Source organism: Formivibrio sp. oc-25, assembly GCF_055810895.1.
This window is the reverse complement of record NZ_JBVVOL010000025.1, coordinates 1-13,800: the sequence shown is the minus strand read 5'-3', so window position 1 is coordinate 13,800 and position 13,800 is coordinate 1. Positions and strand designations below refer to the sequence as shown.

Below are 13,800 nucleotides of genomic sequence, written 5' to 3'. Positions count from 1 at the left end.
TGTCAGCAAATGAGTACTACGCAGGGTGGTGCAATGGGAGCTGACCGGCAACAAAGCATGAGCATGCTGTTGTCGACCCAGCAGGTCGATCAGATGGCTGCCAAGGCATATACCGAAGAGGTTGCCAAGGCGCGACAGTCCGGCACGCTGAACCGTAATCCGGCCTTGACTGCGCGCGTACGCACGATTGCCAATCGCCTGATTCCACAAGTGGGCATATACCGACTGGATGCATTGAAATGGCAATGGGAGGTCAATGTTGAATCTCGCCAGGAGATGAACGCCTACTGCATGGCCGGCGGTAAGGTCATGGTGTATAGCGGTCTGATTGAAACCCTCAAGCTGACGGATGATGAGCTGGCCCAGATCATGGGGCACGAAATGGCGCACGCACTGCGTGAGCATAGCCGGGAGCGCATGTCGGAAGCGTATACGCGCATGATGGGTTTCACCCTGCTTTCCGTGGTCACGGGCGGGCGTTACGATGGCTACATGGATATGGCGAATCAGGTCGTGGAAGTGGCGTACAGCCTGCCCAATAGCCGCGAGCATGAATCCGAGGCCGATATCATGGGGCTCGAACTCGCTGCACGGGCAGGCTACCATCCGAATGCTGCCGTGACGCTGTGGCAAAAAATGGCCAAGGCCAGCGAAGGTCAGCCGCCGGAGTTTCTATCCACCCATCCCTCGCACGGTACGCGTATCAGCGAACTGCAGGCACGAATCCCGCAAGTGTTGCCGCTTTATGAAAATGCACGCTGGCGCTGACCGGTTGGAACAGCCCTTTAACTCCCTACTAGAAAACACCCTATGGCAACCGAAATCGAAAGAAAATTCCTGCTCGCCAATGCATCCTGGCGCGATGAGATCAAATACTCCACCCGTATTGCCCAGGGCTACCTGGCAACCGATCCGACCGTGCGTGTGCGTATCAAGGGCGAAGAAGGCTATCTCACCATCAAGGGCAAAAGCCTGGATGGCATCAGCCGTGCCGAATTCGAATATCCGGTTCCGGTTGCCGATGTGCTGGAAATGCTCAAGCTTTGCCCGAACGTGCTTGATAAAACCCGCCACATCGTCGAATTTGGCGGATTTTCATGGGAAATTGATGAATTTCATGGTGAAAATGCAGGGCTGATCGTAGCGGAACTCGAATTGCCTGCCGTGGACACCGTCTACGCCAGGCCGCAATGGCTGGGCGAAGAAGTGACGGGCGATGTTCGTTACTACAACAGCATGTTGTCGCAGCAACCCTATTCGCGTTGGTGAAAAAAAGCCGGAGCTTGCAGGCTCCGGCTTGTTGATTTGACCGCAGGATCAGGCTGCCGCCAGTGCCTGATCCAGATCTTCGAGCAGATCGTCGATATGCTCGATGCCGATCGAGAGACGCACCATGTCTTCCGACACGCCCGCCTTCTTGAGTTCTTCTGCCGACAACTGACGGTGCGTGGTCGATGCCGGGTGGCAAGCCAGTGATTTGGCATCGCCGATATTTACCAGTCGCGTGATCAGCTTGAGCGCATCCTGGAAGCGCGCGCCCGCTTCGCGGCCTCCCTTCACGCCGAAGGTCAACAGGCCGGAGGCCTTGCCGCCAAAATACTTGTCCACCAGCGGTTTGGAAGGGTGATCCGGCAGGCCGGCGTAATTGACCCAAGCGGCTTTCGGGTGCCCCCTGAGGAATTCGGCCACTTTGAGCGCGTTTTCGCAATGGCGATCCATGCGCAACGGCAGCGTTTCCAGCCCTTGCAGGATCAGGAAAGCATTGAACGGCGAGATGCACGCGCCCATATTGCGCAGCGGCACCGTGCGGGCGCGGCCGATAAAGGCGGCAGCACCCAGCGCTTCGGTGTAGACCACGCCGTGGTAGCTGACTTCCGGCTCGTTCAGGCGCTTGAAGCGGGTCTTGTGCTCGGCCCACGGGAACTTGCCGGAATCGACGATGATGCCGCCGATGCTGGTGCCATGCCCGCCCATGTACTTGGTCAGCGAATGCACGACGATATCGGCACCGTGTTCGAACGGACGGGTCAGGTAGGGCGATGGCACGGTGTTGTCGACGATCAGCGGCACACCACCGGCGTGCGCGACCTTCGCGAACGCGGCGAAGTCCACCACATTGCCGAGCGGGTTGCCGATCGATTCGCAGTAGATCGCCTTGGTGCGCTCGTCGATCAGTGCGGCAGCGGCTTGCGGATCATTGGCATCGACGAATTTCACCGAAATGCCGTACTGCGGCAGCGTATGCGCGAACAGGTTGTAGGTGCCGCCGTAAAGCGCGCTGGTGGCGATGATGTTGTCGCCGGCTTCGGCGATGGTCAGGATCGCATAGGTGATCGCGGCCTGGCCGGAAGCGAGTGCCAGTGCGCCGATGCCGCCTTCAAGTGCTGCGACACGCTGTTCCAGCACATCATTGGTCGGGTTCATGATGCGCGTGTAGATGTTGCCCTTTACCTTCAGGTCGAACAGATCTGCACCGTGCTGGGTATCGTCGAAGGCGTAACTGGTGGTCTGGTAGATCGGCACCGCCACTGCCTTGGTGGTCGGGTCCGGGCTATAGCCGCCATGAATGGCAAGGGTATCAAAGCGCATCGCGGGTTCCTGAGAGTGAGCAAACTGGAAAGCGCAAATCTACCTTGCCCATTGCAGCAAATCAAAGCATCAAAAAGCCTGTCACAAATAACCATTTTATCTATGTGCTATTGTGGCGATCCTGACGGATTTGACCTCGGTTAAAACCTTACAGTCAGCATGCTTTTAAGCTCGCGGCAGCATATTTTGGGTAAACCTTATGAATCGTCTTCCGCAACTTGTTTGCCCTGCCGGCAGCCTGCCGGCGCTCAAGGCCGCTGTGGATAATGGCGCCGATGCCGTGTATGTCGGCTTCAAGAATGCAACCAATGCCCGCAATTTCGCCGGGTTGAATTTCACCGATGCCCAGTTGGCTGAAGGCATCCGCTACGCCCAGTCGAAAAAGCGTGAAGTGCTGATTGCCATCAACACCTATGCCCAGGCAGGCCGCGTGCAGGAATGGCATGCCAGTATCGACCGTGCCGCCAGCCTCGGTGCCGATGCCGTGATCCTGGCCGATATGGGCCTCTTGGCCTACGCGCACAAGACCCATCCCAAGTTGCATCTGCATTTGTCGGTACAGGGCTCTGCGACCAATTTCGAGGCCATCAATCTGGCGCAGGATGCATTCGGTATTCGCCGGGTGGTTTTGCCGCGTGTGCTGACACTGCCGCAGGTGGAATACGTGATCCAGAACACCACGGTCGAAGTCGAAACCTTTGGTTTTGGCAGCCTGTGCGTGATGGCGGAAGGGCGCTGCATCCTTTCCTCGTATGCCACCGGGCAATCGCCCAACACCCATGGCGTCTGCTCGCCGGCTGCGTTTGTACGCTGGGACAATCAGGGCAAGACCATGAATGCACGGCTCAACGGCATCCTGATCGACCGTTTCGACGAGGGCGAGCCCGCCGGTTACCCGACGCTGTGCAAGGGCCGTTTTGCTGTACAGGACGAAACCTATTACGCGCTGGAAGAGCCGGTCAGCCTGAACGTGCTTTCAGTCCTGCCTGAGTTGATCCGGATCGGCGTGGCAGCGGTCAAGGTCGAAGGACGCCAGCGCAGCCCGGCCTACGTGGCCGAGGTAACACGTACCCTGCGTGCCGCACTCGATGCTGCGGCCAACCCGGATTTTCAGGTTCGCCCGCAATGGTCTGAAGCGCTCGACAAGGTTTCTGAAGGGCACCAGCAAACTTTGGGCGCATACAGCCGCCCCTGGAAGTAATGATGAAACTCACACTCGGTCCCCTGCTTTACTACTGGCCGCGTCAACAGACGCTGGATTTTTATGCTGCCGCCGCAAACTGGCCGGTGGATATCGTCTATCTGGGCGAAGTGGTCTGTGGCCGCCGCCACGAGCTGCGCGATGCCGATTGGCTGGCGCTCGCCGAAACGCTGACTGCCGCCGGCAAGGAAGTCGTGATTTCCAGCCAGGCCTTGCTGGAGTCATCGAGTGATCTGAATGGCCTGAAGCGTCTGGCGCAGAAGGGCGGTCGTCTGGAAGCGAACGATCTTGGCGCGGTGAAAGTGGCGCGTGATCTGGGCATTCCGTTCGTGGCCGGACCTCACCTCAATGTCTACAACGGGCCGACGCTCGATTGGCTGGCAGACCAAGGCGCAGTGCGCTGGATGCCGCCGCTGGAATGCGGGCATGAGCAACTGGCGGCGATCCTGGCAGAGCGTACCTGCACGATCGAAACTGAAGTCTTTGGCCATGGCCGGCTGCCGCTGGCTTTCTCGGCGCGCTGCTTTACCGCGCGGCATTACAACCTGAAGAAGGACAGCTGCGAATTTCGCTGCCTGCAACATCCCGATGGGCTGGTGATCTCGACCCGCGAAGGGCAGGATTTCCTGCGCATCAATGGTACCCAGACCCAGTCGGCGGCATGCCATTCGCTCTGGAGCGAGCTGCCCGGTCTGGCTGGCATGGGAGTGGACGCGCTGCGCATCAGCCCGCAGGCCCACTATACTGGCGAAATCATCGCTGCCTTTTCCGCACGGCTTTCCGCCCGGCCGGTTGTGGCGGATTTTGCAAACTGGAACCCGGAAGGGCTGGTCAACGGTTACTGGCACAGCCGTGCCGGTATTGAGGAGGTCAACGCATGAAGCTGCCCGCGCCACTGGTTTTTATCGCCAGCCATCTGCCCGAAACGCCACCTTCGTTTGCGTTGATCACAATTCTCAATCTGGCGCGCGAGCGGCTCTGGCCGGAAGAGGACTTTGCCTGGATGACAGGCAAGACACTGCGCCTGGAGATTCTGGATCTCGATCGCGGCGTGACGCTCGGTTTCGATGGCCGGCGTTTTCATGTGGCCGAGATGCCCGCCGATGTGACATTCGGTGCCAGCCTGGCTGATTACCTGGTGCTGGCGCGCCGGCAGGAAGACCCAGACACCCTGTTTTTTCAGCGCCGCCTGTTGATCGAAGGCGATACCGAAGTTGGCCTGGCCCTGAAAAACCTGCTCGATGCCACCGATCTGACGGCCCTGTTTTCCCTGTTGCCGACACCGCTGCAAAACTTTGTGGCATCCCAGCACTGATTTGATTTCCGGAGGAGGTACATGGACATCCTCCGGAAAAAAACTACCGCTAGCACTACAATCCTAAATAACATCGAACCGTTTTTCAGTAATGTCTGCATTGGCAGAAATGTATCTGCCTGGTTGTCACCATATCTAAGTCGGAGGTACTTATGAAACATGGATTGACGATTTTTCTGGGGCTGGTTTTCTGTGGCGCACCAGCGGCCTGGGCGCTGGATGGCGTTTCGGTAACAGGGGGCGTGAATGTCAATGCCAGCCCTGCCAAAGCTGATTTTTTCCAGGTGGCCGTGCGCGACAAGATCGATGTGCGCTGGCTGGAAAGTGATGTGGGGGCATTGCGGCCGTATTGGGAAGTCAGCCTGTCGCACTGGAATGTCGAGCACCGCAAAAACTGGGTTGCGGCTGCAGGTGTGGCCGCGCGGTACGAATTCACGGCAGGGGATGCAGGCGCGCCTTATCTGGAGTATGCACTGGGCGGCGCGCTGCTATCCAATCTGGATGTGGCGGAAAACCGGCGAGTCGGTTCAAGTTTCCAGTTCGCGCACCGGTTTGAAATTGGCTATCGCTTTGGCCAGGAAAACGAAGTCGGGATCGGGTATTGGCATTACTCGAATGGCGGAATAAGAATGCCCAACCCTGGCATGGATTTCGTCAGCATGCGTTACACACGCAGGTTCTGAGTTTCGCGGGCCGGAGGCAGGGATGTACAGGTTTGCAGGCTGGCTGCTTGTGATCTTGGCTGTTTTGCTGCCAGTTACGCTGGCGGCCCAGCCGGTCGAGATCAGCTTCGATGCCGCCAATCCGCCTTTCATGTATAGCCAGTCCGGCAAACCGGCCGGCCTGTATCCGGCATTGGTGAGCTCGGCATTTCGTAACATGCGTACCGATGTGACTCTGCAGGCACGCCCGTGGTCGCGGGTGATTCCTGAATTGGACAAAGGTTTGGCCGGTGCAGGCGGTCTCTACAAGACCATCGAGCGCGAGCGCAGGTTTGATTACAGCGAACCGTTGTATGTCGAAAAGATCCTGGTTTTCTACCACAAGGCCCGTCCCGTCAGCTTCACCACGCTGGAAGATCTGCGCGGATTGCGCATCGGCGTGATCCGGGGCTGGAGCTATGGTGATGCCTTTGACCTGGCGCGGCAAAACCAGCACTTCAGCGTGGAAGAAACCGCAGCGGACGAGCTCAATTTCCGCAAATTAAGCCTGAAACGGCTGGATGTTGTGCTGGCGATTGCCGAATCAGGCATGCCCCAGCTGAAGAAATTTGATACGTTGGCCGTGGCTGCCACGCCGCTTATTGAAAATCCCACTTATCTTGCCTTTGCCAAATCAGCGCGGCAGCAGGCATTGCTGCAGGCATTCAATCGTGCGCTGAAGGCCATGCGGGCCAGCGGCGAATATGAGCTGATCCTGAAGCGCGAGCTGACCCGATGCCCATTTTGCTGACATGCCGATGATCCGGCCAATTCCTGTCATCGCAACAATCCGCACCTGCAAAACGTTTCCTGCCTGAACCGGGCGTGGTATATCACTGCTTCCGCGGCATCCCGGCTGTTGTTCAACGGAAAGACTACTCATGACAATCAGATTGGCAATCAATGGCTACGGCCGTATCGGTCGTTGTTTCTTGCGGGCTTTGCATGAATCCGGGTCACATGACCGGTTTGAAGTCGTGGCCATCAACGAACCGGCTGATCTGGACAGCATGGCCTATCTGACACGGTTTGATTCGACCCATGGGCGTTTTCCCGGCACGGTGGAAATCCAGGGAGAAAATCTGTGCATCGATGGCAGCAAAATCGCCGTTTTTCATGCGCATGCTGCCGCCGAGGTGCCCTGGCAGTCCTTGGGGGTGGATCTGCTGGTCGAGTGTTCCGGGCGCTATGGTTACCGGCATGAATTGCAGACATTTCTGGATGCAGGTTGCCAGCGCCTGCTGCTATCCCATCCCGGCCATAGCAGTGCCGATGTGGATTACACCGCTATCCATGGCATCAACCAGCAAGGGTTGACTGGCCGCGAGCGGCTGGTTTCGGCGGGCTCTTGCACGACCAATGCCGCCGTGCCGGTGCTGGCACTGCTGCACGAGGCATTTGGCGTGGAGAATGCTGTCCTGACCACGCTGCACTCCGTGATGAATGATCAGCCCCTGATCGATGGTTACCATCATGCCGACTTGCGTCGTACCCGCTCGGCCATGCAGTCGATGGTGCCGGTTTCTACCGGACTATCCCGCGGCATCGAACGCTTGCTGCCGGAACTCGCCGGGCGGGTCATGGCCAAGGCGATTCGTGTGCCGGTGGTCAATGTCTCGGCCATTGATCTGGCGCTGACGCTGACCCGGCCAGCCTCGAGCGCCGAGCTCAATGCCTGCCTGCGGGCTGCCTGCTCGCGCTTTCCCGGTTTGCTCGCCTATTCCGAGCAAGCGCATGCCTCGATCGACTTCAACCACAGCGCGCATTCGGCGATTGTCGATGGCGGGCAGACCCGCACCTGTGGCCAGTTGGCCAGCCTGATGATCTGGTTCGACAACGAATGGGGCTTTGCCAACCGCATGCTTGATGTTGCCACCTTCTGGCAAAGCCGCTGGCAGGGCGGGGCTGACCGCTGATCGGCAAGTGGCCTTGGGTCGGGAAGTATTGTCAGCCACACTGAGATCAACACAATCCCGGTGTTGATCGCCGCATTCTGCGGCATCCAGATGGGCCGCAGGCCATGAGCATCCATGCCCCGATTTCCCAGCTTTCAGTCGAAGCCGCCCTGGCCAGCCTCGGTTCACAAACCAGCGGGCTGAGTGCACTCGAAGCGCAGCGCCGCTTGCAGGAGTTCGGCCCGAACCGGGTCGAGGCCGTTGCGCGGGAGCCGCTTTGGCGCCAGTTCATACGTGAATTCACCCATTTTTTTGCCCTGATTCTGTGGTTGGCAGCCGGCCTGGCTTTTTATGCCGAACTGCATGAGCCAGGCACGGGCATGCTGCAGCTTGCGATCGCAATCATTGGTGTGATCGTGATCAATGGCCTCTTTTCCTTCTGGCAGACCTACCGGGCCGAACAGGCACTGGCCGCGTTGCGCCAGTTGTTACCGCAACAGGTGAATGTCCTGCGTACCGGCAAGGAAGCCGTCTTGCCGGCAGAGGAATTGGTGCCTGGCGATCTATTGCTTTTGGGTGAGGGCGACAAGGTGCCGGCCGACTGCAGGGTGATCGAAGCTTTTGATCTGCGCGTGAACCAGGCCACGGTGACCGGCGAATCCTTGCCCAAGGCACGCAATGCCTTGCCGGATGACAATCCTTCACCGCTGCATGCCCACAATCTGTTGCTGGCCGGCACCTGGATTGTGGCCGGCCAATGCCAGGCTCTGGTGTATGCCACGGGCATGCGCTCGGAGTTCGGCCGTATTGCCCATCTGACCCAAACCGCGCGCGATCCCGTTTCTCCACTGCAACAGGAAATCACCCGCCTGTCGCAGTGGGTTGCGGTTTTGGCCAGCATATTGGGCGTGGTGTTCTTTGTGGTGGGGCACGTCATTGGCCTGCCATTCTGGAGCAACCTGATGTTTGCCATCGGCATCATCGTGGCCAATGTGCCGGAAGGGTTGCTGCCAACCGTGACGCTGTCGCTGGCCATGGCCACACAGCGCATGGCCCGTCGTAACGCGCTGGTGCGGCATCTGACTGCGGTGGAAACACTCGGCAGTACTACCGTGATCTGCTCGGACAAGACGGGCACGCTTACCCAGAACCGGATGGCCGTGAAGCGGGTATTTGCCGACGGGGATTTTCGTGACCCGCTGGGCAGACTGCCGGACATGCTGCTGCGCATTGCTGCACGTTGTCATACCCTGCATTTTGGCGATGGCGGGATGCCGCAGGGGGATCCGATGGAGATTGCCCTGTGGCAGGTGGCCAAACGCCGGAATCAGGCACTGTCGCGGCGAACCTGGGAGAGCGAAATTCCGTTCGAAGCCGAGCGGCGCCGCATGTCGGTGGTTGAAGCGCCCGAGGCTGCAGGTGCAGCACGCATGCTGTATTGCAAGGGGGCGCCGGAAACCGTATTGCCGCTGTGTTCGCAAATCTGGTCGGCCACCAGTGCGCAGCCCCTGACGGAGGCGCAGCGCCAGCAGGTGATCGCGGCGCAGGAAGAGATGGCCGAGCAAGGATTGCGCGTACTGGCACTGGCGTGCAAATTCCTGGGCGAAGACGAAACGGCGCAGGAGCAGGAGATGCAGCTGTGCGGGTTGGTCGGATTGGAAGACCCGCCACGGCATGAAGTACCGGGGGCGATTGCGCGCTGCCACACGGCCGGTGTGCGCGTGATCATGGTGACGGGTGATCATCCGCATACTGCACTGGCCATCGCGCGTGAAATCGGCCTGGTGCGCGGCACCGCACCCGTGGTCGTGCGGGGAGAAATGCTGCCGAAAATGTCGCCTGCGCAATTGCAGTTGGCGCTGGATGCGCCCGAAATCCTGTTTGCCCGTGTGACTGCCGAGCAAAAGATGCTGATTGTGCAAGCCTTGAAGCGCAAGGGCGAAGTCGTAGCCGTGACCGGCGATGGCGTGAACGATGCACCTGCGCTGAAGGCTGCCGACATCGGCGTGGCCATGGGTTTGAGCGGTACCGATGTGGCGCGCGAAGCTGCCGACATCATTCTGCTGGATGACAACTTTGCCAGCATCGTGCATGCGATCGAGGAGGGAAGGGCCGTCTTCGAGAATCTGCGCAAGTTCCTGACGTACATCCTGAGCTCAAACATCCCGGAAATCGTGCCTTACCTGGCATTTGTACTGTTTCGCATCCCGTTGCCGCTGACCGTGATCCAGATCCTGGCGGTCGATCTTGGCACCGACATGTTGCCGGCCCTGGCTCTGGGTGCTGAAGCGCCGCATGCCGGCCTGATGCGCCAGCCGCCACGGGCGCGCAATGTACGGCTGCTATCGTGGCCGCTGGTGATGCGTGCCTACCTGTGGCTGGGTGTGATGGAAGCCATCATTGCCATGGGTGCATTTTTCCTGGTGCTGGAGCAGGGTGGTTGGCAGTATGGAGAAACGCTGGCGATCCATGACCCGCTTTATCTGATGGCCACCAGTGCCTGCCTGGCCGCGATCGTGGTTTCCCAGATGGTCAACGTGTTCCTTTGCCGGCATCCGCTACGCCCGGCCCTGTGGTTTGGCCTTTTCAGCAACCCCATGCTGCTGGGTGGTCTGGCGCTGGAACTCGGCTTGATCCTGCTGATCGTGTATACGCCATGGGGCAACCTCTTGTTTGGCACCGCCCATATTGACGCATGGATCTGGCTGGCCATCCTGCCCTGCGCCTTGCTGATGGGTGTTGTCGAAGAAATGCGCAAGGTGTGGTGGCGCAAGCGGATCCGGCGGGGCAAGTCCTGATTCGGCAGCCACGTGGAGGCTGTTTTGTTGCCAATGTTATACTCGACGCCATCGGCCTTGACGACTCGTTCTGACGGCCCAGTTCAACCCGAAGAGTTTTATCCATGGCCCGTGGCAATATCTATGTGGTGACCGCGCCTTCCGGCGCTGGCAAGACCACGCTGGTGCGAGCACTGCTCGCCGCCGATTCCCGTATCCAGTTGTCGGTATCCTTCACCACGCGCGCACCGCGCACCGGCGAGGTGAATGGCAAGGACTACAACTTTGTTTCCCGTGAAACATTTGAACAGATGATCGCGGCCGCGACCCTGCTTGAGCACGCTGAAGTGTTCGGCAATTACTATGGCACTTCGCAGGAGTGGATCGAATCCATGCTGGCGCAAGGCCAGGATATCCTGCTCGAGATTGACTGGCAGGGCGCACAGCAGGTGCGGCGCCTGCTGCCGCAGGCGATCGGAGTTTTCATCCTGCCGCCCTCGCTGGCGGTGCTGGAAGAGCGTCTGCGTGGGCGCGGCAAGGATAGTGAAGAAGTGATTCTGCGCCGCCTGGCCGCGGCCAAGGAGGAAATCAGCCACGTCGACGAATTCGATTACGTGGTAATCAATGATCGCTTCGAGGATGCATTGCAGGATATTCTCGCCATCGTGCGCGCGGAGCGACTCAAGCTCGGGCGCCAGAGCGATCTGCATCAGGCCATGATCGCCGCGATGAAGGGGTGAGAGCCTGACGGCTTGATCTGCATCACAATGCTATAATCAAAAACCCTGCCGGCAAAAAAGTATGGCCGGCGTTGTTTCTGGAGATGGATTCATGGCCCGTATTACCGTAGATGATTGTCTTGACCGCATCGATAACCGTTTTGATCTGACGCTGGTCGCGGCTTACCGCGCTCGCCAGATTGAACACGGTTCCAGCCCGCAACTGGACAATACCGGCCGCGACAAGCCGACCGTGATTGCCTTGCGCGAAGTGGCATCAGGCCTGGTCGGCATGGAAATGCTCAGCCGCAACCGCGGTTAACCGGCGGGATGTGCCCATGGAGTCGGTACTCACCGCACAGGACGTCCCGGAACTTGCCGGGACGCCGCAGGTGCTTGCCGACGCCAATCATTTCCTGACCGAACTCACGAGTTACCTCAAGCCGGAAGATCGCGCCATGCTGCGCGAAGCCTTCCGGTTTTCCGAAGCGGCCCATCGTGGCCAGATCCGCCGTTCCGGCGAACCCTACATCACGCATCCGCTTGCAGTCGCCAGCATCCTCACACAATGGAAGCTCGATGCCCAGGCATTGGCCGGTGCCTTGCTGCATGACGTGATGGAAGACAGCGGCATCTCCAAGCTCGAACTCACCGAGAAATTCGGCAGAACCGTGGCCGAGCTGGTTGATGGCATGTCGAAGATCGACAAGCTCGAGTTCGATAACTGGGAAGAGGCGCAGGCCGAAAACTTCCGCAAGATGCTGCTGGCGATGGCGCGTGATCTGCGCGTGATCATGATCAAGCTGGCCGACCGCCTGCACAACATGCGCACCATGGATGCCATCCGGCCGGACAAGCAGCGCCGCATCGCGCGTGAAACGCTGGAAATCTATGCCCCCATTGCCAACCGTATTGGCCTGAACGCGATTTATCGCGAACTGGACGACTTGTCGTTTTGTTACCTGCATCCGCACCGGCACGAAGTCTTGTCGCGTGCGCTCAAATCCGCACGTGGCAACCGGCGCGAGGTTGTGACCAAGATTCTGGATGGCATTCGCGACAAACTGGATGTCTTGCATATCGATGCACTGGTGTCCGGTCGGGAAAAAAACTTGGCCAGCATCTACCGCAAGATGCAGGAAAAACACCTGTCGTTTTCCGAAGTGCTGGATATCTATGGCTTCCGGGTCGTGGTCAACGATATCCCGACTTGCTATCTGGCATTGGGTGCGCTGCATTCGCTCTACAAGCCGATTGCCGGCAAGTTCAAGGATTACATCGCCATCCCGAAGGCCAATGGCTATCAGAGCCTGCATACCACGCTGTTTGGTCCGTATGGCACGCCGATCGAGGTGCAGATCCGCACGCATGACATGCACCGCATTGCCGATGCCGGTGTCGCCAGCCACTGGATGTACAAGAGTGGCGACGAGAGTTTCAGCGATGTGCAGCAGAAAACGCACCAATGGCTGCAAAGCCTGCTGGAATTGCAGTCCGAATCCGGTGATGCGGTCGAATTCCTGGAACACATCAAGGTCGACCTGTTCCCCGATCAGGTCTATGTATTCACGCCCAAAGGCAAGATCCTGAACCTGCCGCAAGGCGCCACCTGTGTCGATTTTGCCTACGCTGTGCACTCCGATATTGGTGACCGTTGCATCGCAGCCAAGATCAACCATGAGCTGGCACCGCTGCGCACGCGTCTGCAGAATGGCGATCAGGTCGAAATCATCACCGCCGCGCATGCCCGGCCCAACCCGGCCTGGCTGGCGTTTGTGACCACCGGCAAGGCGCGCTCGCATATTCGCCATTTCCTGCGCACCATGCGCTTCGAGGATTCCGTACTGCTGGGTGAGCGGCTGGTGAACCAGGCATTTTCCTCGCTGCATCAGGAACAGCCGGTCGGTAGCGATGTGTGGGAGCGCTATCTGAAGGAAAGTGGCGACAAATCGCGTCAGGATGTGCTGGCCGATGTGGGTCTGGGCAAGAAGCTCGCCATTGTCGTGGCCAAACGTTTGCTGCAACTGGCCGGGCAGTGGAGCGACGAGGCGGCTGCAGGACGCAAGCCGGCAGCGGTGACCATCCGTGGTACTGAAGGCATGTCGATCCAGTTCGCGCGCTGTTGCAACCCGATTCCCGGAGACCCGATCCTGGGGCTGGTCAAGAAGGATCAGGGCTTGATCATCCATACCCACGATTGCCCGGTTTTGACCAAGAACCGCGCCGATGCCGACAAGATGATCGATGTCGAGTGGGATCCGGAGGTCTCGCGCCTGTTCGATGTCACGATCCGCGTGATGGCCTCTACCGTGCGTGGCACGTTGGCCAGCGTGGCTGCTGCGATTGCCGAAGCCGAGGGCAATATCGCAGCGGTTTCCATGACCGATGGCCATGAAACCGGCGAGCGGCACAATATGATCCAGTTCACGCTGCAGGTGGCCAATCGCACACATCTGGCGCGCATCATGCGCTCGATCCGGCAGTTGCAGGCGGTATATCGCATTACCCGGGTCCGGGTCTAAGAGCCATGCCTTTCAAGGTCTTTTCCCTGCTGCCTGTTTGAGGATGCGAGCGGTGGAGACATGTGAGCGGGCGATGGAGCC

General features: G+C 59.1%; 13 protein-coding genes. 12 read left to right on the top strand and 1 reads right to left on the bottom strand.

Annotated elements, in window-relative coordinates:
- The first annotated feature begins 9 nt into the window (after positions 1 to 9).
- Positions 10 to 768: a M48 family metallopeptidase gene (locus AC0KVQ_RS13490; protein WP_473421691.1), complete on the top strand. Its 759-nt coding sequence runs from the start codon at positions 10 to 12 to the stop codon at positions 766 to 768.
- Between the two features lie 42 nt (positions 769 to 810).
- A complete protein-coding gene (locus AC0KVQ_RS13485; RefSeq protein ID WP_473421690.1) occupies positions 811 to 1,269 on the top strand; it encodes a CYTH domain-containing protein in 459 nt (152 codons plus the stop codon).
- 48 nt (positions 1,270 to 1,317) lie between these two features.
- On the opposite strand, the gene AC0KVQ_RS13480 is transcribed toward AC0KVQ_RS13485, so the two are convergent.
- On the bottom strand, positions 1,318 to 2,589 hold the full coding sequence (locus AC0KVQ_RS13480) for an O-acetylhomoserine aminocarboxypropyltransferase/cysteine synthase family protein (protein ID WP_473421689.1): 1,272 nt from the start codon (positions 2,587 to 2,589) through the stop codon (positions 1,318 to 1,320).
- A 199-nt stretch (positions 2,590 to 2,788) separates the two neighbouring features.
- On the opposite strand from AC0KVQ_RS13480, the gene ubiU reads away from it, so the two are divergent.
- The 10 genes from ubiU (at position 2,789) to AC0KVQ_RS13430 (ending at position 13,719) form a co-directional block, all read left to right on the top strand.
- Positions 2,789 to 3,790 (top strand): ubiquinone anaerobic biosynthesis protein UbiU, encoded by a 1,002-nt coding sequence (ubiU, locus tag AC0KVQ_RS13475; protein WP_473421688.1) that lies wholly within the window; start codon positions 2,789 to 2,791, stop codon positions 3,788 to 3,790.
- Between the two features lie 2 nt (positions 3,791 to 3,792).
- On the top strand, positions 3,793 to 4,671 hold the full coding sequence (locus tag AC0KVQ_RS13470; protein ID WP_473421711.1) for a U32 family peptidase: 879 nt from the start codon (positions 3,793 to 3,795) through the stop codon (positions 4,669 to 4,671).
- Positions 4,668 to 5,105: a ubiquinone anaerobic biosynthesis accessory factor UbiT gene (gene ubiT / locus AC0KVQ_RS13465; protein WP_473421687.1), complete on the top strand. Its 438-nt coding sequence runs from the start codon at positions 4,668 to 4,670 to the stop codon at positions 5,103 to 5,105. Before AC0KVQ_RS13470 ends, ubiT begins: the two co-directional genes overlap by 4 nt.
- Before the next feature lie 152 nt (positions 5,106 to 5,257).
- The gene (locus AC0KVQ_RS13460; RefSeq protein WP_473421686.1) at positions 5,258 to 5,788 is read left to right on the top strand and encodes an acyloxyacyl hydrolase; all 531 of its coding nucleotides are present in this window, start codon (positions 5,258 to 5,260) and stop codon (positions 5,786 to 5,788) included.
- A gap of 22 nt (positions 5,789 to 5,810) precedes the next feature.
- Positions 5,811 to 6,557, top strand: coding sequence for a substrate-binding periplasmic protein (locus AC0KVQ_RS13455; protein WP_473421684.1), 747 nt, complete (start codon positions 5,811 to 5,813; stop codon positions 6,555 to 6,557).
- Between the two features lie 130 nt (positions 6,558 to 6,687).
- Positions 6,688 to 7,722: a type I glyceraldehyde-3-phosphate dehydrogenase gene (locus tag AC0KVQ_RS13450; protein ID WP_473421683.1), complete on the top strand. Its 1,035-nt coding sequence runs from the start codon at positions 6,688 to 6,690 to the stop codon at positions 7,720 to 7,722.
- Between the two features lie 104 nt (positions 7,723 to 7,826).
- On the top strand, positions 7,827 to 10,499 hold the full coding sequence (locus AC0KVQ_RS13445) for a cation-translocating P-type ATPase (RefSeq protein ID WP_473421682.1): 2,673 nt from the start codon (positions 7,827 to 7,829) through the stop codon (positions 10,497 to 10,499).
- Positions 10,500 to 10,603: 104 nt separating this feature from the next.
- Positions 10,604 to 11,218, top strand: a complete 615-nt coding sequence (gene gmk / locus AC0KVQ_RS13440) for a guanylate kinase (protein WP_473421681.1) — start codon at positions 10,604 to 10,606, stop codon at positions 11,216 to 11,218.
- A 91-nt stretch (positions 11,219 to 11,309) separates the two neighbouring features.
- On the top strand, positions 11,310 to 11,519 hold the full coding sequence (rpoZ, locus tag AC0KVQ_RS13435) for a DNA-directed RNA polymerase subunit omega (RefSeq protein ID WP_473421680.1): 210 nt from the start codon (positions 11,310 to 11,312) through the stop codon (positions 11,517 to 11,519).
- Between the two features lie 16 nt (positions 11,520 to 11,535).
- Positions 11,536 to 13,719 (top strand): RelA/SpoT family protein, encoded by a 2,184-nt coding sequence (locus AC0KVQ_RS13430; protein WP_473421679.1) that lies wholly within the window; start codon positions 11,536 to 11,538, stop codon positions 13,717 to 13,719.
- Positions 13,720 to 13,800: the final 81 nt, after the last annotated feature.